Source organism: Enterobacter cloacae complex sp. 677-3DZ2D5B, assembly GCF_004136695.1.
GTDB lineage: Bacteria > Pseudomonadota > Gammaproteobacteria > Enterobacterales > Enterobacteriaceae > Enterobacter > Enterobacter hormaechei_C.
Genome location: NZ_QFLS01000011.1, coordinates 67,361 through 89,304, shown reverse-complemented (window position 1 = coordinate 89,304; position 21,944 = coordinate 67,361). Strand labels below are relative to the sequence as shown.

Annotated in this window: 19 protein-coding genes; 6 read left to right on the top strand and 13 right to left on the bottom strand. The window is 56.3% G+C overall.

The features are described 5' to 3' along the window. Positions 1–364: 364 nt before the first annotated feature. Positions 365–1,282: a LysR family transcriptional regulator gene (locus DD597_RS18100; protein WP_023323641.1), complete on the bottom strand. Its 918-nt coding sequence runs from the start codon at positions 1,280–1,282 to the stop codon at positions 365–367. Positions 1,283–1,380: 98 nt separating this feature from the next. Between DD597_RS18100 and DD597_RS18095 the strand changes: the two genes are divergently transcribed. Then, positions 1,381–2,103 (top strand): SDR family oxidoreductase, encoded by a 723-nt coding sequence (locus tag DD597_RS18095; protein WP_129256484.1) that lies wholly within the window; start codon positions 1,381–1,383, stop codon positions 2,101–2,103. Positions 2,104–2,142: 39 nt separating this feature from the next. Here the strand turns inward: DD597_RS18095 and DD597_RS25230 are convergent, their stop codons facing one another. The 8 genes from DD597_RS25230 to DD597_RS18055 are packed head-to-tail and all read right to left on the bottom strand — an operon-like array spanning position 2,143 to position 13,978. After that, on the bottom strand, positions 2,143–2,568 hold the full coding sequence (locus tag DD597_RS25230; protein WP_050583628.1) for an SDR family oxidoreductase: 426 nt from the start codon (positions 2,566–2,568) through the stop codon (positions 2,143–2,145). A gap of 35 nt (positions 2,569–2,603) precedes the next feature. Beyond that, positions 2,604–4,802 (bottom strand): sugar-binding domain-containing protein, encoded by a 2,199-nt coding sequence (locus DD597_RS18085; protein WP_129256483.1) that lies wholly within the window; start codon positions 4,800–4,802, stop codon positions 2,604–2,606. After that, the gene (locus tag DD597_RS18080; protein WP_022651692.1) at positions 4,771–7,479 is read right to left on the bottom strand and encodes a response regulator; all 2,709 of its coding nucleotides are present in this window, start codon (positions 7,477–7,479) and stop codon (positions 4,771–4,773) included. The genes DD597_RS18085 and DD597_RS18080 overlap by 32 nt, the downstream gene beginning before the upstream one ends. A gap of 2 nt (positions 7,480–7,481) precedes the next feature. Beyond that, positions 7,482–7,916 (bottom strand): globin, encoded by a 435-nt coding sequence (locus DD597_RS18075; protein ID WP_003862244.1) that lies wholly within the window; start codon positions 7,914–7,916, stop codon positions 7,482–7,484. After that, entirely contained in the window at positions 7,913–9,307 is a 1,395-nt protein-coding gene (locus DD597_RS18070) for a DUF3131 domain-containing protein (protein WP_048209491.1), read from the bottom strand. The genes DD597_RS18075 and DD597_RS18070 overlap by 4 nt, the downstream gene beginning before the upstream one ends. Then, positions 9,292–10,839 carry a DUF3131 domain-containing protein gene (locus DD597_RS18065; RefSeq protein ID WP_045346151.1) on the bottom strand — a complete coding sequence of 516 codons (1,548 nt, stop codon included), beginning with the start codon at positions 10,837–10,839 and terminating at the stop codon, positions 9,292–9,294. Before DD597_RS18065 ends, DD597_RS18070 begins: the two co-directional genes overlap by 16 nt. Further along, entirely contained in the window at positions 10,836–12,167 is a 1,332-nt protein-coding gene (locus DD597_RS18060) for a DUF3131 domain-containing protein (protein ID WP_003862249.1), read from the bottom strand. Before DD597_RS18060 ends, DD597_RS18065 begins: the two co-directional genes overlap by 4 nt. Further along, positions 12,164–13,978, bottom strand: a complete 1,815-nt coding sequence (locus DD597_RS18055) for a glycosyltransferase (RefSeq protein ID WP_023323634.1) — start codon at positions 13,976–13,978, stop codon at positions 12,164–12,166. Before DD597_RS18055 ends, DD597_RS18060 begins: the two co-directional genes overlap by 4 nt. 282 nt (positions 13,979–14,260) lie before the next feature. Here DD597_RS18055 and opgC point away from each other — a divergent pair, with 282 nt between their 5' ends. From opgC to DD597_RS18030, 5 genes are read left to right on the top strand one after another with little or no spacing between them, the layout of a single operon-like run. Then, entirely contained in the window at positions 14,261–15,478 is a 1,218-nt protein-coding gene (gene opgC / locus DD597_RS18050; RefSeq protein WP_003862253.1) for an OpgC domain-containing protein, read from the top strand. Positions 15,479–15,488: 10 nt separating this feature from the next. Next, entirely contained in the window at positions 15,489–16,388 is a 900-nt protein-coding gene (locus tag DD597_RS18045; RefSeq protein WP_003862255.1) for a hypothetical protein, read from the top strand. An 8-nt stretch (positions 16,389–16,396) separates the two neighbouring features. Further along, positions 16,397–17,611 (top strand): PP2C family protein-serine/threonine phosphatase, encoded by a 1,215-nt coding sequence (locus DD597_RS18040; protein ID WP_059370921.1) that lies wholly within the window; start codon positions 16,397–16,399, stop codon positions 17,609–17,611. Beyond that, complete coding sequence (locus DD597_RS18035) at positions 17,601–17,939, top strand: STAS domain-containing protein (protein WP_003862258.1); 339 nt, start codon at positions 17,601–17,603, stop codon at positions 17,937–17,939. The genes DD597_RS18040 and DD597_RS18035 overlap by 11 nt, the downstream gene beginning before the upstream one ends. Positions 17,940–17,946: 7 nt before the next feature. After that, complete coding sequence (locus tag DD597_RS18030) at positions 17,947–18,366, top strand: ATP-binding protein (protein WP_022651685.1); 420 nt, start codon at positions 17,947–17,949, stop codon at positions 18,364–18,366. Positions 18,367–18,466: 100 nt separating this feature from the next. Here DD597_RS18030 and DD597_RS18025 read toward each other — a convergent pair whose 3' ends face one another. Genes DD597_RS18025 through DD597_RS18010 form a run of 4 tightly spaced genes read right to left on the bottom strand, consistent with a single transcriptional unit; the run spans position 18,467 to position 21,943 of the window. Further along, the gene (locus tag DD597_RS18025) at positions 18,467–19,642 is read right to left on the bottom strand and encodes a hypothetical protein (RefSeq protein ID WP_059370922.1); all 1,176 of its coding nucleotides are present in this window, start codon (positions 19,640–19,642) and stop codon (positions 18,467–18,469) included. A gap of 11 nt (positions 19,643–19,653) precedes the next feature. Beyond that, a complete protein-coding gene (locus DD597_RS18020) occupies positions 19,654–20,445 on the bottom strand; it encodes an HpcH/HpaI aldolase/citrate lyase family protein (RefSeq protein WP_129256482.1) in 792 nt (263 codons plus the stop codon). Further along, the gene (locus DD597_RS18015; protein WP_032660003.1) at positions 20,427–21,170 is read right to left on the bottom strand and encodes an alpha/beta fold hydrolase; all 744 of its coding nucleotides are present in this window, start codon (positions 21,168–21,170) and stop codon (positions 20,427–20,429) included. The genes DD597_RS18020 and DD597_RS18015 overlap by 19 nt, the downstream gene beginning before the upstream one ends. Before the next feature lie 8 nt (positions 21,171–21,178). Then, positions 21,179–21,943 (bottom strand): SDR family NAD(P)-dependent oxidoreductase, encoded by a 765-nt coding sequence (locus DD597_RS18010; protein ID WP_129256481.1) that lies wholly within the window; start codon positions 21,941–21,943, stop codon positions 21,179–21,181. Position 21,944: the final 1 nt, after the last annotated feature.

The following is a 21,944-nucleotide window of genomic DNA, read 5'->3' as shown; positions in this document are numbered from 1 at the left end:
TGTATGATATATTTTAAATTCTCTCATTTATAAAATATATTTTTGCGTGCGGGTTAATTTCTGCTACTCCAAAAATAACGTGATTTCTTCTCATGTTTTATAAATAAAAGGCCGCAAGCGTGGCCTTTCAGAGGCAATCGGTATTAGCCTAAAGAAATTAAGCCGATTTCCACGAGGGCGGCTAATGTCAAAAGAATAAAAAGGATAACAATTATTGGTCTGTACATTTTTAAGGTTCCATCCTTGTGTGAAGTCCTGCCCATCGTGTCCGTTGTCATTTTCCATGGTAATGACGTGCTGTCGTTGATGCTCATCAAAGGGACGCAGCAGATTGAGGAAAATCTGCATTCAGGGTTGGAACCATTCAACGCTGTGTGGGTTGCGTGGCGGGGAGCTGTCGCCACTGGCGGATGTGCTCGATCAGGGCTCTGAGCTTGGGGGCCATATTGTGGCGCTGGGGAAAATAGAGATAAAAACCAGGAAAAGATGGAAGAAACGCATCCAGTAAGGAAACCAGCTGTCCTGATTCAATGTACGGTGTGAAGGTGTCCTCGGTGGCAAAGGTTATACCACCGCCGGCCAGCGCGAGGCTGAGCATAAGACGCAGATCGTTAGTGGTGATTTGTGGTTCAATTGCCACATCGAAAGGGACGCCTGCTTCCTCAAACTCCCAGCGATAGGGGGCAACGTCCGGGGAAGGGCGCCAGCCGATACACCGATGAGCGACCAGCTCACGGGGATGCGCCGGTGCGCTGTGTGTCGCCAGATAGGAAGGTGAAGCCACCACCCGTTCACGCTGCTGGCCCGTAAGGGGAATCGCGATCATGTCTTTTTCGATAACTTCGCCCAGTCTCACCCCAGCGTCATAGCCCGCTGCCACGATATCGAATTCCTCATCTGACACGAAGACATCAAGCGATACCGCAGGATGCGCTGCCGCAAACGAGGCGAGCAGTGGGCCAGAAAGAAACGCTTCCGCTATTGAGGTGACAGCGATCCTGAGCTGTCCGCGCGGCATGCTGTCCGAGGTGACATCGTCAAAGGCCGCCTCAATGTTGGCGATGGGCCCCAGCAACGATTTATGCAACCGTTCACCCGCTTCGGTGAGCCTTACCGAGCGCGTGGTGCGCATCACCAGCAGGGTCTGAAACCCATCTTCGAGACGTCTTATCCCCTGGCTGACAGCGGAACGGGTGATGCCCAGCCGCCCGGCGGCCGCGCTGAAGCTGCGCTCCTCGGCGACCGCCAGAAAAAGCGGTAACAAATTAAGATCAATTTTCATTGTTTAACATTGCTAACCAGTGAGTCCAGTAAAGGCAGGATACAAGAAACAATGTTGAGACTCTATGATTGCTTTGAACTCAACTGAAGGAGCAAAACATGAACAAAGTGATCTTAATTACCGGTGCCTCCAGCGGTATTGGAGAAGGTATTGCCAGAGAGCTGGGAAAGGCAGGCGCAAAAGTTTTCCTGGGGGCACGCAGGCTGGAGCGCATCCACGCCCTGGCTGATGAAATCCGCAGCGCAGGAGGAGAGGCAGAGGCTCAGGTATTAGACGTTACCAGCCGCCAGTCTATGGCCGCCTTCGTTGAGGCAGCACGGGAAAAGTGGGGCCGCATTGACGTTCTTATTAACAATGCGGGCATTATGCCTCTGTCTCCGCTTTCGGCTGGCAAGCAGGATGAGTGGGAACGCACCATTGACGTGAATATTAAGGGGGTACTGTGGGGAATTGGCGCGGTTCTGCCGATTATGGAAGCCCAGAACTCGGGGCAGATCATTAATATTGGCTCGATCGGTGCCTTGTCCGTCGTGCCCACGGCCGCCGTCTATTGCGCGACCAAATTTGCGGTCCGGGCCATTTCCGATGGTTTGCGTCAGGAAAGTTCAAACATCCGCGTGACCTGCGTCAACCCCGGAGTGGTGGAAAGCGAACTGGCCTCGACCATTACGCACAAAGAAACCATGGCGGTGATGGATGCGTACCGGGCTATTGCTCTCAAACCAGCTGATATCGCTCGCGCCGTGCGCCACATCATCGAGGCGCCTGAGAGTGTCGATACCACCGAAATCACCATCAGACCTACGGCCACCGCAAACTAACGTAGCGGGTCAGGCATCAGCCTGACCCGCTTCACTCTCTTACCACGGCTGTTCGGGCGGCATAATAAACAGCTCTGCCACGTTCACATGTTCCGGTGCCTGCAACACGTAAGGAATCGAGTCGGCGACATCATCGGCTTTCAGGAACGTCATCTTCTCCTTCAACTGTTCCATCGGTGCACGATAATTTTTGTCACTGATATGCTCGAATAATTCACTTTCAACGGCACCCGGCTGAAGCGAGGTGACGCGAATGTTGAACTGAGGCGCCAGCTCCACGGACGGGGGGGTTATATGCCGCTGCCAATGGTCGAGGAAACTTTCGCAGCGGGAAAACGGGTTACGCTGAACGTGCAGATGCAGCCCGACGTCGGGACCGGTTTTTCCATGCGGGCAGTGCACCTGGAAGAACATGCGCCCGGCCAGGCCAGATGCTGGTTCGTTAACACGCTGAAAGGCTGACATGCCGGGTATCAATAGCATCGTTGGGTAGCCAGCATTCATTGCTCAGGAGGGCTTTCCACTCTCTCATTGCGCTGGTTGGAACCCACGGTGTTACCGGCGCGATCCGAAATCTCATACTCAATGGTAACGTTATGCCTGGTGGTCGGTGTGACGGTGATGTCCTTGATCCTGCTGCCCGAATCGGGGGGAAGCGTGAGGCTTGTATTGCCTTTAGCCAGCACCCGACCATTTTGCTTCACCTGCCACTTCAGACGACACGCCTCACAGGCGGACCAGGTGTCATTGATCGCCCACAGGCGAACCGTTGCTTCGCTTCCCTGACGCCACACCGCCGTCACGGGTTCAATCGACGGCAGAATGGGCTGATAGGCTTTTTGCAGGGCGTAGTAGCCCGCTTTCGGCTTACGCAGATAATCCACGACGCCCCAGTTGATGGAGGGCCAGGTTTCTACAAACATAAAGTGGAAGAGGGCAGTTACCGGCTGGTAGCGCTGCCGACGATAGCTCTCTGCCGCCATTGCCACCAGCTCTGCCTGGTAACGCTGGGTGTTGGCAATCATCTCCTGAATGGTATTGCCCCGCGGAATATTGGCAAATCTAAAGGTCTGGAAGGGCTGGAAGTTATGGTATTTCCAGTGCGTCCAGCCGGGATCGTCGGCGGCGGTGCTTTTCGGCCACATCAGGCGGGCGGGAATGATGGTTTTCAGGGTTGAGAGTCGCGGTAGCGCCTGAGCGCCAAACTCCGTGATGATCGCGGTTTTGGCGGGGCCAAGAAGATCGCGCATGGTGCCAAAGTACCATCCGGCCCAGTAGTGTTCTTCCACCGCAGAAAAACGATGCACTATGCGCGAGGTATCTTGCGAAAGCGCGTCTCCGACGCGTTTCGTCAGCGTCTGGTTCAGGTTTTTATTCCAGTCGGGAAAGCGTTTTTCCATCCACGGTGAATTCCATGGCGGCTCGTTATGACCGCCCCAGACGATAATGGCCGGGGAATTACCAAACTGTTCAACCATCTCGCGGGTCTGTCGCGCGGCATTATCCGCGAAGGCGTCGCTGTTATTGTAACCCCATTGCAGGGGGACATCCTGCCAGATCATCAGCCCCATTTCGTCAGCCACATCGTAAAGTGCCCGGCCTGCCACATGCGAGTGAACGCGTATCGCGTTGGCGTTCATTGCCTGCACCAGCCTGAAATCGCGGCGATATTTTTTGCGTGTCATGGTGCTAAGCCACGGGGAGCCGATGTAATTACTCCCTTTGATAAACAGGCGTTTGTCATTAAAGAGCCAGCCCTTGTTGTCAGGCTGCTTCACTATCTTGCGTAACCCGGTACGGGCAACTGCGGTATCCATCACTCCTTGCTTATCCGTCAGGGTTGCGCGCACTCGGTACAGGTTTGGCCTGCCATAGCCCACTGGCCACCAGAGCCTGGCGCCTTGCATTGGCAGCGTGACGCGAAGCGATTGCGGCTTTCCGTCCGTTCTCGCAAGGTTTACAGGGAATTTCTGCTTTACAGGCGGGCCCGTAAAATTGTCTGGCGTGGCCGACAGGCGCAAAGTTACGTCACCGGCAGACAATGCCCGGTAGCGGATCTCGGCGTGCAGCGCTGGTTTGCTCAGCCCTTCACGCCAGTCCGGACGCAGTATTACCTCGTCGATGGTCACTCCGCGGCTCAAATGTAGCTTTACCGGCGACCAGATCCCCCCGGAGTTGGCATCCTGGCCGTCCTCTGACCAGGCCCCGCCAGGGCGGGTATCGTGCTGGTTAAGTACGCCTTTAACCATCGTTTTATGCAGCGGCCAGATTGTTTTCGGATCTTCCCAGGGACTGTCCACCCGCACGGCGAGCTTATTGTGTCGCTGCAAAGCATCGCTTATGTCTACCGAGAAGCGCTGAAAATACCCCTCGTGATGGGCAAGATGCCTGCCGTTGAGCGTGACGTCGGCAAAATAGTCCACGCCATCAAAGACCAGGGTGGCCATGGTATCGGGCGCGCGCCTGGGCAGGGTAAATTCGTGCCGATACCAGAGGGCACCCTGATGATCGTATCCGGCGCTGTACCAGTTGGCCGGAACCGCAATCGATCGCCAGTCGCGGTCAGGCGCGCTGGCGCCATCAAAGGTGCTGAGGTTGGCGTCATGCACGCGCCACATTCCGGCCAGTGACCAGGTTACGGGCTGGCTGGCCTGGGCCAGCAGAGGGCTAATTGCCAGCAGCAGAAGAAGCCTGATCATCTTTAACCTCCTGTGCTCTGCGGCGCAGCCAGGCCGCAGAGCGTCTGGCCTCCTCGATAAGCTCGCCATGTAAAACGCTCAGCCCCGTCTGGTTCAGCGAGACCGCCTGACTCTCCAATTGCTGGAGCACTTCTGAAAGACGAATGAAACCGAGGGTGACGGCTTCGCCGCGAAGCTTATGAGCGGCCCGCCGTAGGGCATCGCGGTCATTATGCGCAATGTTCAGCGCCATGGCTGCCACCGCCTCGTCAAGACCGTTGCCGAACAGCGCCAGCAATTCATTAACCAGTTCAGGATCGTCCGCGCACTGTTTTAACAGCTGTGCCTCATCCGGCAGACCCTTATCTTCTCCGGCGAGAACATGGGCTATCTCCTCCCTGAGCGCCTCCTGACTTACCGGCTTGGCAATATAGCCGTCGAAGCCCATTGCCAGACAGCGCGCCTTGTCACCCTGCATGGCATGGGCGGTCATCGCGATGGCGGGCTGGTGGCTACGCCCCCGCGTCAGTGTCTCCTCACGAAGCAGGCGAATGGCCGTTTCACCGTCCATTTCTGGCATTTGCAAGTCAACCAACATCAAATCCCAGGACTGTTCACGCCAGCGTTCGAGGGCCTCCCGGCCATTGGATACCACTTCGCAACGGTGGCCGAGCTGCTCCAGCAGGCGTCTGGCGACTTTCTGATTCACCAGGTTGTCCTCGGCCAGAAGAATGTGAAGTCCGCCCTGCGCCGGTACAGGCGAGGTGACGGGAGAGGGAGAAAGAGAAGGGGGCGATGCCAGATGTGGAGCGGGTGCCAGGACGCTGGCTATGGTTTGATAGAGTTCACGTTGGGCAACCGGCTTATGCAAATAGTGGGCAACCCCGATGCGCTTGAGCATATTGGCATCGAAATGGCGGCTCATGGAACTGAGCATAATGATGTGGCTTTGCTCGGCCTGCGGCATAACAGAGAGCTCAATGGCCAGCGATACACCGTCCATATCCGGCATCTGGGCATCCAGCAGGATCAGCGGCCAGTATCCCCTTTTTGCGGTCAGGCTTAACGCTTCCCCGGCGTTGTTAACACAGGTCGGTGTCAGACCCATCTGGCGAAGCATGGTGTCCAGCAGCCGCAGGTTGGTACTGTTGTCGTCTACCACCAGTACCGATTCGCCGTTAAAGCGTGCTACAGGAGCATCGGTTGCTGAGACAGCCAACTGACCTTCCAGTGGCAACGTAAAAGCAAATTCACTGCCTTCACCCGGCTCGCTCTGAACCGTTAGCTCTCCGCCCATCAGACTTACCAGGCGGGCAGAAATGGTCAGCCCGAGGCCAGTACCGCCGTAGCGGCGGGTGGTAGAGCTATCGGCCTGGCTGAACGCCTCGAAAATGGCTTTTTGTTTCTCCATCGGGATGCCAATGCCGCTGTCGCGTATGCGAAAACGCCAGTGCCCTTCACTTTCTGTAGGCTCTATTGCCAGCATAACCTCACCGTGATGGGTGAACTTCAGCGCGTTGCCCAGGAGATTAGTCAGAATTTGACGTAGTCGGGGACCATCAACGATGAGCACTTCCGGCACCCCCGGAGCGATATCCACCAGCAGTTCAATGCCTTTTTCGCTGGCGGAGGGCATATGCGGGCGGATGAGCGACTGCACAAAGGGGCGGATTTCCAGCGGCTCTGTATCGACGGTCATCTTACCTGACTCAATGCGTGAGAAATCGAGAATGTCATTGATGATATGCAGCAGTGACTGCGCTGAACTCATCACCAGAGAAAGATATTCACGCTGTTCGGGGGTGAGCTGTGTATCGAGGCAGAGCTGAGTCATGCCCAGAATGCCGTTCATCGGGGTGCGAATTTCGTGGCTCATGTTGGCGAGAAATGCACTCTTCGCCTCGTTGGCCTCCCGGGCCACTTTCGCCGCTTCAATGGCTAACAACTCGGCCTCCTTGCGGCGGGTGATGTCCTGTAGGGTGCCGATCACCCGTTCGGCCTGCTGCTGCATACTGAGGGTGACCACCTGTCCCGAAACCAGCATCCAGCGCCAGCCCTGCGTCGCGTGTTGCACGCGAATCTCACTTTCAAACACCGGCATGTGCTCCTGCCTGGAGGCGATCATCGCGTTGCGCAGGACGGCACGATCCTCTTCATGGACCAGATTCAGTAAAAAGCGCAGCGGGTAGTGCAGCTGCGTACGCGACTGACCCACCATCGCCAGCAACGTATCGTTCACCTCCAGGCTGTCGTGAGAGACCTGCCAGTTCCAGATGCCGATCTGAATGGACTCTGCGGTCAGTAAAAAATCATCGTGCAGCTGCTGGCGCGAGCGCTGGGCGTCGTCAAGCTCGGTAATATCGGTATGCAGGCTGAGAATGCCGCCATCGGCGAGACGCTGGTGCTGCACGTAGAGCCGCCGGTTTCCCGACTGCCGCACCTCTCGATGGCTTGACTGACGGCAGTTGCGAACGATCGCTTCACGCAGGGTCCGGCGGCGGGTGGAGTCGATGTTATAACCCGCATCAATAAATTTCTCCGCCAGGCTCTCGAGGGAAGCGCCGGCGATCAGCCAGGGGGCGATCACCGGGTAAAAGCGCGATATCTGGTCATTCCAGGCCAGCAGATGCTCGGCGGGATCGTAAATCATCACCCCCACAGGCAGCGCGTTGAGATCGAAACGGGATGTGGCTCGCATGTTTACTCACCTCTGGCCTTATAGTGCAGCTCCGCCTGGCGGCGCAGATACTCCAGCCCGGGGGCAATTGCCATCGCCCAGGCTGTGAGGATCTCTTCATCGCAAAGTGGATCGCAGGCGCGCACGGTCCTGAGCATTGCCTCCCGCCAGAGGCCGAAAAATCGCGGTGGCAGGCCTAGTCCTTCATCACTCTGCTCCCGCGCCAGGCGTTCCAGAAAATCGGGTACAAACAGCGCACCGTCAACGGCAAGCATGGCGAAAAAGCTCTTGAAGATCGTCTGCTGGCCATCTCCGCCCTGGTCCCGGGCAAAGTGCTGTTCTGTCTCCGGTGACATATGGATAAACGTTTCCCAGAACGTTTCAAAAAAGTGCCGTTTATCATTCTCCGGCAGGACGCGGTTCAGGCTGGCGTCAAAGAGATCGCGATAAAATTTCATGGTGCGGCCCTCAAGGCACGTTCGCCGGGCAGACAGAGGCCGGGCGGATTGAAAGGATCCGACGTGCGGCGGGCAAAATAGCCATCATTCTTCACAAGGCCGTTTTCAAACAGCGGTCCGGCGTTGTGTTTGTACAGCAGCGCTTCCAGCACCATGGCGTTCGTCGAGAGGGTTAGCGTCGGGTTGATATCGCCGGTGGCCTCAACGCGGCCCTCAAACCAGCCCTGTTGCGGGTTATTCAGGTGTCGGGTTATAGCCATCAGGGCATCGGTATATTCGTTTTCCCACAGCGTCCAGAGCATGAAGACCGCTTTGGTGGTCACCTGTGCCAGCCGGGGATAGCTTTTACCGTCATCGCCCAACGTATTCCAGGCGTAACCATTCCCCCAGACGGTGTCCTCGACGTGCCATGGCGCCTGAGAGAGGTAAAAATCGGCGCGTGCGGTGAGTATGCCGTCGTGCTCCCAGCGCGTTTTTTGGCTGAGCCATACTCCTTCGGCCCGGGCGCGCAGCCTTTTTTGAATATCGACGGCCACTCCGGGGGCCTGCCAGCCAAACTCCAGACCCGGGAGCATCGCGGGGAGGGTGGAGAGCAGCGATGGCTGCCAGGTTGTTCTTGGATCGCGCGCGTCAACGGCGAGGCTGCGCTGGTACATGATGACGTTCTGGGAAGGCGGGGAAAATGCCTTGCCCGCCGGGAATCCCCACAGCCGAAACGCGCTGGCGGCATATTCGCTTTCACCCAGCCGCAGTTCGTCGCGTACCAACAGCTGTTCGTTCTGCTCGGACGCAGACCACAGCTCCCCGTCTTTATCCATCACCGGACAAAAATTCCAGCGCAGGATGATTTTTTCCAGATATTCGCGGTACTCAGGTGCTCGCTCGGCAGTGAGACGCAGGGCCAGCATCAGCCGCGCCATATCTTTCGCCGACCATCCGCGCTGCGCCGGTTTTCCTGTGAAATCGATGGGCGTGGCCGTACGGCTGGAATAGAGTCTGCCTGGCGTGCGGGTTTCGGTCAGCGTCAGGCGATTGAGTGTTCCGAGCAGGCGCGTCAGCCGTGCATCAAACTCGGCCGCCTGGATCAGACCCAGCTCGCGGGCTGCCAGCAGGGCGATAAGCGTATCGCCCATTTGCCACAGCGTAACGCGTGGCTGTTTATCGCTACCGTTGACCAGCCCTGTCTGAGGTTGGGTGTTATTCTCAAAATAGCGCCAGGCGATACCCGCCCACTCCCGCTCCTGTGGGGTCAGGCTACTGATGCGAGCGGTGGTGTGCCAGCCGCCTTTGGTCAGCCAGCGCCACCCTGCGCTTTCGCAGCTGAACAGGGCGAAGGCGATAATAAGAATGAGGACGGCGGCAGCCAGCCAGCGGGCTAAGGTCTTAAGCATTGTGCGGTCACCGGCGGCAGTTTCACAGGCTCGTCCGTATTACAGGTAGCACATTGACAGGCCTGGCAAGCGGGTTTGGTGCGCAGAGTGGTCCCGGTTTGTTCACACCATGTCTTCACTGCGGGCGTACTGTTCAGGAATGGACGGTTGCGCGAGGCATTATTAGGCTCAAAGAGATCCACCAGCTTTTTTTCCCACAGGGAAGGGGCAAAGTGGGGATCTTTGGGATTATCGCTGTTGAACTGCATCAGCTTGCCCTCTTTTTTGAACAGCAATGCTTCAAGCATGATGCCGTTGTTATTGGCCGTGAATTCTTTGATGGGGCCGTCGCCGTTTTCGTACAGCCCTTCATAGTAGCCTTTGCCCGCCTCGTTGGCGTTTTCAATGGCGTCCAGCAGGCGGTCGGTATAAGGCGAATTCCAGAGAACCCACATCCCGAGCGCCGCTTTCAGAGAGACGGCGGCCGTATTGGGAACGTACACGCCTTTATCGGTGATGGTGTTCCAGTTGAAGCCGTCGCTAAAGACGGTGTCGTAGACGAAGTAGGGTGACTGATCGAGTTGATGCTCAGAGCGAGCAGATAAAATACCGGTGATGGCGTAGCGATTCTCCTGAGCCTGGTAAACCCTGTCGGCGAAGTTTTTCATCCACGGATGGGTGTAGTCACGCGGGCTGTTTTCCCTGTCCGTCGGTTTGTCGAAACCAAATTCGAGGCCGTAAAGCACATAGGATTCGGTTACGACGTAATTATGCTGGCTGGTAAGGCGCGGATCGCGCGAGTCATAAGGCACCATTACGCAGTAGATCTCAGCCAGCTCGTAGGGCTGAGGCTGGCTGGCCTGACAGGTGCCAAAGCCCCACAGCGCAAAGCCCGCTGCACCATACTCTTCGTAGCCCAGCCGCCCCTCCTGCACGTACTTTGGCTGGCCATTTTCCAGGTAGGCTCCGTACATCATTCCACAGGGGTTGATGACGTTGGTGAAGTTCCATCCCAGCAGCACGTTATCAATGCTGTTGCCGTATTCCGGATAGCGCTCCTTAATGACCTTCAGCCAGATCAACATCCTGCCGATGTCCAGCGCCGAGAAGCCAATCTCGCCAGGTTTGTTCTGGTAGTTAACCTTCTGACCTGTGATGGTGTTATAGGCTTTATTGGGCAGTTCGTTGCGGAATAAATCCAGTTTGTTCAGGGTAGCGAGTAATTTCAGCATTCTGCGATCGAACTCAGCTTTATCAATAATCCCCAGCTCCCTTGCGGCCGTCATCGCGGCCATATAAGAGGCGCTGTCCCACATGGTGGTTGAGGGGTATTTATTAACGGCATTTACCAGGCCGGTTGTGGGCTGATAGTTAGCAACGAAATATTGCCAGGCGTTTTTGGCAATAGCCATCTCGCGAGGCGTGAGTTCGCCGCTACGCGGTGGGTAATCAGAAGCGGGAAGTCCAGCCGCTGCCTGTGCCGCAGAGAGTGAGAGCCAGCACGCCACAAGCCCGGCCAGAAGAGGAAAAAAGAGTATTGATTTCAGCTTCATGGCTTCGCTCCTGCTGAAGAGGTTTGGGGAGTGGCGGGGCCAGGGCAGGCCAGACAAAGCATCTGACCGTGGGCAATGTACGCCAGGCTTTCGAGGACGACCGCATTGGTATCGGCATCAACGATCTCGTTCACGCTGCTGTTGAGGTTAAGCCCGCGCTGCCAGCCCTTGCCCGGTACCTGTAGCTTTTGCACCTGCTGGCGCAGTGCTTCGCTCCAGCCGTTGCGGAACAGGGCGTACCAGGCAAAGGCGGTGCGGGTCGAAGTCATCGCCGTTTGCTCCGGCGTGGCGTCAAGCAGAGCGCTATTTTGCAGCGGCTGGCGATTGGGCAGATCGTTGACGTAATCCGGCGCGGGCTCGGCGTAATCGGTGCTGATCGGCGGCTTGCGGACCCGAAGGCTATGTCGACGCTGTTGGATCTGCATTATGCGCCATGTGATTTCTGCGCTCTGCGCATCAAAACCCAGCTCAAGCCCCGTTAATAAATAGGGAAGGCTGATAAGCGAAGGTTGGCGACCCCACGGCGTGCGCAGCCCCTCGTCAGGCACCATTATTCCGTCGATGTCGATCATCTGCTGCCCTTCTGGTGGATTCGTCACTGCCAGTCCCGCCGCGCTGTCGATCAGCCGAAGCGTATGGCTTGCATAAAGACGATAGCCGAAGCTGTTTCTCGGCTCGTCCGTCGCCAGCGCCCAATGGTGGAGCGGGACCGCGGCCTGGCTGGTGGTGTTATTGGCAATCAGGGCGCCCATCTTCCAGCGATCGAGCAGATTGCGTACGGCGCCAGCGTGCTGAGGATAGCGCCACAGCAGAGTTTGCAGGGCGTTAAGCAGGCGGCCCATGCCGATAGCCGAGGCGTCCGGTTTGCCCAGGGTCTCCAGCGTGTCGGCATGGTAATAGGCGGCGGGCAGCCCCTGAGGATTGAGTGGAAGGCTTGCGAGGGCCGCCAGTGCGGCCGCGATGCGTTCATCAAACTCCTCGGAAGTAAGAACGTTGAGCTGCCTGGCGGCTGCAACCGCAAAAAGATAGCTGCCGGTGCTCCACAGGCTGAGCCAGGGTTCGCCGTCGTGCGCGTTGGCCAGGCCATTCGGCTGCGTGTTGTTCACATAATATTGCCAGGCCACCCGCGCCCAGATGGCTTCTTCGAATGTCAGTTCACGCGGAGCGGGCAAGGGTGGGAAATCGTTACTCAGCGATATCCCTGCGCTGCTCTCAACGCGTGTCGGCATCTGTTTTTCAACCCAGACGACAATAGCGAATCCCAGCAGAAAGCCGAGCAGAATGGTGAGGTAGCTGCGGGCTGACAAAAGTGCGTCGCGTTTTCTCATTCGCTCACCTCTTCTTCAGCCGGGGTCCACATGGCGGCGAAGATCAGCGGCAGCATGGCGGCAATGTTGACTGCACCCCAGAAGATATTGATAACGTAGCCGGACGGATCGTCAACCTGCCCACGTGCAACCTGAATACCGCCCCAAATCAGCCCCGCCAGCGTGAGCACGACGATGGCGATTTGCGGTTTCACCAGGTATAGAAACCGTCCCGTCTGCCTCTCTTTGGGGGTAACGTGGAATTTGATCTGCTCTCCGCGCAGGACTGTGTTGAGCGCGCGCAAATTCATGGAGAAGAATGAGAGATACGATGCTCTGCCATCCCAGGCTGATATTCCCCAGGTGCCGAACATAAACGCCAGCTCCGAAACAATAAAAAAGGGCAAAAAATGAAGATAAAAGGGTTCAGACCAGGCTGATACAGGCGGAATGCCGGTAAACAGGTAAACAATGGGCGATATCAGGAAAACAGTGTTCCACACGCAGGCCAGATAGGACCAGAAGGTGGTGGCGTACATCAGCGTTTGCGGCAAAGAGAGCTTAAAACGGCGGCGGCTGAAAATATTGTCATGGAACAGAATATCCAGTGAACCCGCGGCATATTTGAAGCGCTGGATCATCCACGTCAGCATATCCTGCGGTGAGAGCATTTTCGATTCGATCCGCGGGTGCATTACCGAGCGCCAGCGGCGGGCGGCATCGCCGTGGAGCAGGATGGAGGTATAAATATCTTCTGAAACGTGAAATTTATAGGGCGTGAGTTCCGTGTCGAAGGCCACGTGGGGACGCATGGCGTCCTGAAGGGTTTCACGCATGACGGGATCGCGAATGTCCCGCGTGTGGCGATCGATCTCTTCTTCTATCGTCCAGACGTAGCTGCGCAGCGCTGCCTGCATTACCGCTTCGCGCCTGTGTACAGAGGCCGCACCGCAGCAGAAGGCGGCGTTGGCCCAGTTTCGCCGTCGCAGAATGACGTCATAAAACATGCGCGGATCGTTAAAAAAGGGATCGCGGCCGATGGTTACTGGCCCGATGAACTTCTGGGCGAGCCATCCTAGCCCGTATCCCGTTTTGCCTGCTTTTCGCCCAAGCCAGCGCGCGAGGTTTTCCCCCTCCGGCAGGTCGAAGAACCACTGCGGTGTCTGAACCCAGGCCACGTCAGGGTCACGAAAGTAGCCCAGCGTGTGGCTGAGCAGAGTGGGGAAGACCCGGGTATCGGCATCGCAAATGATCAGGAAATCACCGTCGGTTTGCTCAAGTCCGTTTCGCAAGTTACCGGCCTTAAAGCCAATATTGGTCTGGCGGGAGATGTAGTTTGCGCCTTCCTGATCGCAGACGGCTTTCATCTCCGGACGCCGGCCATCATCGAGCACGTGCACCTTGTAGTCCAGCGGGCCGGGGTAATCCATCTTCATGGCGTCCCGAATTGAAAGCCTGACCAGCTCAACATCTTCTGAATAGGTTGCGATAAAAAGATCGACCTTGATGGGTCTTGAGGCTTCCGCGTCTTCGGAGCGCAGGCAATCATTGATCTCAATCGGGGGCGGATTTTGCGGCGGATCGTCTTCTTTCCACAGGTTTATGGTGAATAGCACTGTGCCGATCCAGGCCAGGGTTTCAGCCAGCACTAATGGAATGGCATACCACAGCGCGTCGGTATTTAAGGAAGCTGTCCAGCGCCAGTAAATATAATTAGCGCCTAAAATCAGCGAGGCAACCGCCAATACCTGCCATGTTAACATGACCCATCGCGGTGTCTTAAGCGGTTCAGGCGGCTGGCGATGTTCAAAACGGGTAAAATAAAAATCCATAGAGAAGGATATCCTGTTTCCACGATAGTTATTAATTACAGACCCGTTACTGACAGGGAGCGCAAAACGGAAAATAACGTCCGTAAACAAAAAGTAAAGTAAGTGTAGATGGCGGAGGAAATAATTCCAGAGAGGTTAAAACTCGATTGTTTACACGCGCTAAAATAACTGTTAACTACGCTTAATAATATTTGAAGCGTTATCAAAAATTGCCAGATGCTTTTGTTTACGCTATCTAAATAAAATACAAGAAACTTTTTAGCATGGAGAACGCGACGCCCCATGAGCCAGATTGCGCCTGTGCTTATAAATAAAGACGTTGAAAAACCAACGACATGGCGTTACATCGCGTCGGATAAACGTGATTTACGTATTGATTTTATGCGCGGTATCGCCTTAGTGATGATGGTGGTGGCGCACACGGAAGTGATGTCGATATTTAATATATTTACCTGGGAAAGGTTTGGTCTGGTCACCGGCGCTGAGGGTTTTGTGATCCTTTCAGGATTTATGCTGGGAATGTTAAACCGTGTAAGATTGCAAAAAGCAGTATTGTTGACTATATCCTGGGGACTTTATCTGCGTGCATGGAAAATATATCGGATAAATATCATCATTATTCTTTCATTTTTACTGTTAGGATATCTGCCGTTTATTAATGTCTTTGAGGTGACCCATTTTACCGATCGTTACTCAGGTACAACCTGGTCACTGTATCCGGTGACGCCGCAAATTAAAGAAACCTGGTTTAACATTGTCCTCTACCTGCAAATTGGCCCTCATCAAACGCAAATCCTTGGGCTCTATATTTTTCTTCTGCTGTTAAGCCCCCTGTTTTTGGGGATGCTCCAGAAAGGATACGTCTACTGGCTGCTGGGTTTATCGTTGCTCGTCTACGGCGGCTGGCAGATGTGGCCGGTACGCGCTACGCCGTCTCAGTTTGAATTCGCGTTTCCGCTGCTGGCCTGGCAGTTTATTTTCGTGCTGGGTATGTGCAGCGGTTGGTACAAAGAGGATTTGATCTCTTTTGCCCGTACGCCCGCCGGTAAGGTCGTGCTCGTGGCGCTGGTGATAATTGCGCTGCTTCTTGGCTTTATCGCCCAGAACCATACCAACCCGTTTATGCCGCCCGCACTGCTAATGCACAGCCTCTCGCCGGAGGACTTCAACGCTTTTTATCATACCTGGGCGGCAAAAAATGGCCTTGGGCCCGTCAGGGTACTTAACGATATCTGTCTGATGGTGACCGTCTATTTGGTGCTGACCTGGTGCTGGCTGCCCCTGTATCGCCTCGCAGGCTGGTTTCTTATTCCGCTGGGTCAACATTCGCTTTATACCTTTATTTTGCATGTCTACGTCGTATTTCTGGTAAGCCAGTTCGTCACGTTCGATCTGTGGCGCCAGGACTGGATAGTGAACACCTTCATTCACGCTGCGGCGCTGGGCGTGCTGTGGCTGATGGCGAAATATAACGTCGCCGCGCGCTGGATACCTAACTAAGGAAGGGCTGATGCGGGATAAATTTTTGCTGACCTGCGCACTGCTGTGCGTTGCCACTGGCGCAGAGTCGGCGCCGAAGGACGATGCGGATTCACTACGTGACAAGAACGGCGAGCCGGTGCAGGCTGGCGTGTTCACCAGCCGCTGGGGTCGCCTGTTCTCCGGTAATGAAGACGTCTTCTCTGGCGCGCTGAGCTTTAGTTCGGGACTAAAAGAGCAGTGGATGACTATCCCTAACAGCTCGGACACCGCAGAGCAGAAACGTAAATACAACCAGACGCTTAATCTCAGCCTGCAATACTCACCCTACAGTTACTGGTTTGCGAACGTGACATCGCGTTTGCCGGTGACGGACACCAGCCGCTACACGGCCGATTTTCGTTACAGTTTTGGCTATGATGACTGGCATGCCAACACTTTCAGCCTGGTGTACAGCAATTACGGGGATAACCGCTTCTGGACGTCAGGAAACCGTCGCCACACCTATTTTGAGCAGGGGGCCGTGACGCTGGCGTATAAATTTTCACTGCCGAAACCGATAGAGAATACGCTCCTGATTAACAAAGGCGACTCTATCATTTGCCAGATGGGCTACAGCTGGGTTCCGCGTTATTACGATCTGGACAGCAACGATATCCGCAAAAACAAGAACGTGGTATTGGGCGGGTGTGGTTATACCTTTAAGCAGCACTTCTTCGTGCGCGCCACGGCGTTCTGGTTTCCGGACAGCAGCCAGCAACAGCCCTGGAACGGCGACTACAGCTATAGTTTTGGCTATGCGGGTTATACGCCAGGTTCATTCTCTGTTCAGTATGCTAACTACTCCGGCACCCGTTACCCCGGTCACCAGAGCGGCAGCGGTAAATTCCGGGAAGGCACCGTCAGCGTCATCTGGTTCTTACCGCTTTAGGAGGGCGTATGTTGTCACAGCACGTCCTGATAGTTGAAGACTCACTGGTTTATCGTCGCCTGCTTAGCCGAATGCTGACGCAGTGGGGGTATACCGTCTACGAGGCGGAGAACGGCGTTGCCGCGCTTGAGATCCTCGAAAACCAGCCAGTCAGCCTGGTGATCAGCGACTGGGATATGCCGGAAATGGATGGCCTGACGTTGTGCCGGGAGGTTCGCAGCCGTCAGTTCGGACATTATGTTTATTTAATTTTGCTTACCGCACGCGAAGAGCCGGGCGATCTGACGGTGGGGTTTGACGCCGGTGCGGATGATTTTCTCAACAAGCCGGTCGAGCAGAGTGAGCTGCGGGCGCGATTGCACGCGGGGGCACGGGTTCTGTCCCTTGAGGCCACGCTTGCTACGCGTAATGCACGCCTCAGTGAGGCGTTAAGGCAGATAGAGCAAGACCTTGAAGTGGCGGCGCGGATCCAGCAGTCGGTTCTGCCTGCGCATCAGTTGCGTTACCGGGATTACTTTGCAGACTGGATTTTTTTGCCGTCAGCCTGGGTGTCCGGCGATATTTTCAATGTCTTCCCGCTGGACAATCACCTGGGATTCTACTGTGTAGATGTGTCGGGGCACGGCGTTGGTGCGGCGATGATGTCACTTGCCGTGGCCCGTCAGTTTCTGCATGGCAGGGCGGTAGAGCGTTTTCTGTTTGCGGACGATAGCGACGTTGCCTCCCCTGCGGAAGTCGTTCGGATCCTGAATGGTCGCTTTTGCAGCGAAGAGGTTGAGATAATGAGTTATTTCACCATGATTTACGGTGTTATCGACCTGACAACAGGTGAAGGCAAGCTTTGCCAGGCCGGGCATCCTACGCCGTTCATTGTGAACCCTGGCGGCGAGGTCAGGACGGTCGGTGAAGGCGGCGCGCCGGTAGGATTGATGCCGGATCTCAGCTGGTCAGACGTAAGCTTCTCGCTGGCGCCGGGTGAGCGCCTCTGCCTGTTTAGCGATGGCATCACCGAGTGTGAAAATCCTGACAACGAACAGTTTGGTCAGGCTCGTTTGCAGCGTCGGCTTCAGGATGACGCCACGCTCGCACTGGAACGGCTCTTACCGCAGTTTGCGCAGCATCTTATACGCTGGCGCAGCGGAAAATGCCGTGAACAGCAGTCCATGGCAGACGATGTTTCCTTATTAGTGATTGAGCGTACAGGAGTAAACGATGAACATTGATACAGACCGACTGGACGACGTAAACATTATGACGCCTTCGGTGCGCCGACTGGACGCCTCGGTGGCGGCGGTATTTAAGGAAGCTATTGCCCGGGAGATTGGGGTGGATCGTAAAGCCCTGATAGTCGATTTCAGCAAAATCGATTTTATCGACAGCAGCGGCCTTGGCGCACTGGTTTCCCTGCTGAAGATGATGAACGGTAAAGGTGAAATGATGCTGTGTGCGCTGAACCCCGGTATACGCAACATGTTCACCCTGACCCGTATGGATCGCATATTTCGCATTTGCCCGGATCGCGCTACGGCACTTTCGCATCTAAATCAGTGAGTTGACAGTGGCTAACGACATTACTTTTCCCGCCACGTTAACCTCCGTCTCGCCGCTTGCGGCATGGCTTGAGCGTCAGATGGCTTCGCTGTCCGTTAGCGATGACTGGCGCTTTGCGCTCGATCTCGCCGCCTGTGAAACGGCTACCAACATTATTCGTCATGCGCTACATGAGGATCCGGAACGTTGCTTCACCGTGGAGTTCATCGTTACCGTCTCGGACGCGGCGCTGCGTTTTACGGACGATGGCGATAAATTTCCCGCTGAACGTCTCGCGGCGGTGCGTGACGACGCGACGTTCGATGCCTCTCTTTTGGCTGAAAGCGGCAGAGGACTGAAACTCATTTTGTTGTATGTGGATAATTTCACGGTAGAAAATATTGCAGGGAAAAATATCACCGTTCTGGAGAAGAGGATGGTCGGATAATTGTGACGTTTAAGAAGGTCCGATCAGGGCTGTATGTGGGTATTCACAATGGCGCAGTGATCAATCTGCGCCAGTATCGTGATGACGAGCACAAGCCCAGTCAGGCCTCCGCCTGCCATTTTGCCAGTATCGCACCGGCCCGACGGGCCGTGGCTGGCAGGATGTCGGCATCCGCCACGTAGCCATCAGGATCGATACAGCGATTGTGTTCTCTCGCCTCGTGCAGGATCGCCTCGTCCCAGTAGAGGCGCTTACGCTGATCGCCCCGGGTCGTCAGAATAAACTCCACATTGCCATCAACCGCGCGGTAGCGGCGCCAGCTGTTTGCCGGAATGGAGATCACCGAACGTTCCGGGGCGATAATGCTGACTTCCTTACCCGCCTCGTTCCAGGTCACCTCCAGCTGGCCTTTAAATACCATGATCACCTGAATATCCGGGCAGAGATGGCGACCGACAATGTGGTCGTCAGCAAGACGCAACCATTCGACGGAAAAACCGTGCGGGCTCAGGATAGCGGGAGCGGAATCCCGATCCTGTGAAATGCCGAAACCGATAACCGGCGCAATTTCGCCGCCGTGTCCCGGCAGCACCGAATCCAGCAGTCCCTGTGCTGACCAGCGGCGGTCATCGCCGGTTACCGCACGCTGGCGCATCTCCTCAACGCTGTAGTCACGCAGACCGGCAATATATTGCTCTGACAGCGGCGTCAGCAGCGCGGCGGGATCGGGCTCTGGTTCACCTGGCTCCTGCGCAATCAGCATATTATCCTTGCTGAGATACATACCGTATTCGCTGGCGGCCGCCAGCACTGACGGGTGCCAGATGATGCCGCCCGTGTTGTCCCCGCCGAGCACGGTAAATACCATGCCGCAGGTATCTTCTTTACTGACGTTGGTGAAACCGCGGAAGATCCAGGTCGGTATTGAGAGGATGGTGGGCGCGCTAAATTCAGCTTCATGCTCGCCGTTGGCGCCCCAGCGAAAACGCCACGTCCCTTCATGGATCAGGAACACTTCTGCGGTGAAATGCAGATGCAGGTTATTCGTCACCCCTTTTGGCATAGCCGCCGCGCCAATGTTAAAGCCGTGCGGCTCGGGAATATTGACGACCTGCTCGCTGGACTGGGTTACACCCGGGCCGATGAAGGAATAGTTTTGTTTGAGATGCGAGCCGGGCAGCTTGCAATCAATAAAAGCAAGATTGCAGGAGACCATATCGTCGGGGGCGATTAACCGTGTTCGTGCCTGGCTCTGGGTAAGATGGATAGTTTTCATCATTTCTCCTTTTAATAACCGGATGCACCGGTGGTAGGGATGGCGTTGCCGCGGGTGAGGGCAATGGCTTCACGTGAGGCGCGACCCAGCTGCATAACGTCGTTTGCAGGGGTAACAAACTGGAAACCCTGAGCAATACGCGCTGCCGCGGCCGCACCGGAAGTGCAGAAAATACCGGCAATCTTTTGCTGCTGGCGGCAGCAGTGAATCACCCGCTCAATAGCAGCAAGCATTTCGGGATGTTGGGATTCGGCGCTGGCACTGCCGGTCAGCGTCAGCGAGAGATCGTTGGGGCCAATAAACACACCGTCCAGCCCTTCGGTATCAAGGATGGCGTCAAGATCCGCCAGCCCTTGTCGGGTTTCGATCATTGCCAGCGTCAGGATCTCGTCGTTGGCGTGCTGTGGATAATCGCTGCCGCCATAGAGTAGACCTCTGGCCGGACCAAAGGAGCGAACCCCCAGTGGTGGATAGCGACAGGCCGCGACAAAACGGCGAGCCTGTTCCGCGCTGGAGATCATCGGGCAGATTACGCCGTAGGCTCCTGCGTCTAATACGCGCATGATTTGCGCCGGATCGTTATCTGCCACCCGCACCAGCGGCACGGCAGGCGTGGCCGATAGCGCCTGTAGCATCGACAACGCGCTGGCAAAATCAATCATGCCGTGCTGCAAATCGACGGTGACGGCGTCGTAACCCTGATGGCCCATAATTTCCGCGCTATACCCGGAGGGGATTGCCAGCCAGCCGTTAACGATCGGAGTATTTTCCAGAAATACGGTCTTTAAACTGTTTTTGCGCACTGTATGCACTCCGTTATCCACTGACGCAGCAGCGGCGCGATCTCATCCGGGGTTTCCAGCGGAATAAAATGCCCGCCAGCCTCCACCGTATGCCTGGTCACGTTCGCATTGCCTGCTGCCAGTAGTTGATGATGATGAGGCGTGCAGATAACGTCCTGCGCGCCGTTTAGAAGTAATGTGGGGCAGGCGAGGGCGTTAAACGCAGTCCGGTTGTCCTGCCGGTGAATGGCCATTTCTGTTTGCCCGGCAAAGGTCTCAATGCCGCACTCTTGCGCCATTCGGCAAATAGTCTCTTGCAGGATCCGATCGGACAGACGTGACGGGGCGACATAGCTCTGCCACAGCGAGGAGACCAGCCAGTCGGCCAGACCCCGCGCCTGTGCGGTGTGTACCGCTTCCCGGCGTGAAGCGAGGGTGTCTGGCGCAACGGGCAACGGATTAACGGAAATCAGCGTCAGCCCGTTCACTCTTTCTGGCGCGTCGGCGGCCATTTGCAGCGCGACAATCGCGCCGAGCGAAAAGCCCGCCAGCAGAAAGCGCGGCGGCAGAACCTTTAATAACCGCCGTGACGCCTGCGGCGCGGACTCTGCGCCCGTCAGCGTGATGCACAGCACCGCTGAGATGTTCAGCCTTTCAATGACGGGCTGCCAGAGCCGGACGTTACACAGGGTGCCACCAAGCAGCACCAGCGGCAGATCGGTATTGTCCAGAAGCGGATATTCCATTGCATCCCTCACGTAGCCGTCCAGCCGCCGTCAACCATCAGGGCACTGCCGGTGATCAGCCCGGCGGCGTCTGAGGCGAGGAACACCACCGGCCCCATAATGTCCTCCAGCCTGCCTAACCGGCGCAGCTTGATATTGTCCAGCACGTAGTGGCGGAACGCCGGATCGGCAAGCGACGAACGCGTCAGGTCGGTTTCAATGAAGGTCGGGCACAGCGTATTGACGCGGATCCCCGCATCGCCCAGCTCCAGCGCCATCGTTCGGGTTAACCCTTCAAGCGCGAATTTGGAAGCGCAGTACACGCTACGCTCGGGGCCGCCAACGTGTCCCATTTGCGATGAGATGTGAATAATCGATCCCCCCTTACCGCCCGCCCGCATTCTGCGCGCCACGCGCTGGCTGACAAAAAAGGTGGCGCGCAGGTTAAGCGCCATCACCGCATCGAAATTTTCCTCGTTTACCTCAAGAAACGGCTGGTGGCGGGCCAGCCCGGCACTGTTCACCAGAATGTCGGGCGTGGGCAACGTCGCCAGCACACGCTCCACCTCCTGAGCGTCGGTAATATCCAGTTCCAGCGGGTGGAATGCGAGGCTGTGTTCCGCTGCCAGACCTGCGGCATGCGCAAGCGCCTCGCGGCCCCGGGCGGCAATCCAGACCTCTGCCCCTGCCTGTGCGAGGGCGACGGCGGCAGCGAAGCCAATCCCTCTTGACCCGCCGGTCACCAGCGCGCGTTTGCCGTGCAGGGTGAAAGAGGGCGTTTGCAAAAGCGTCATG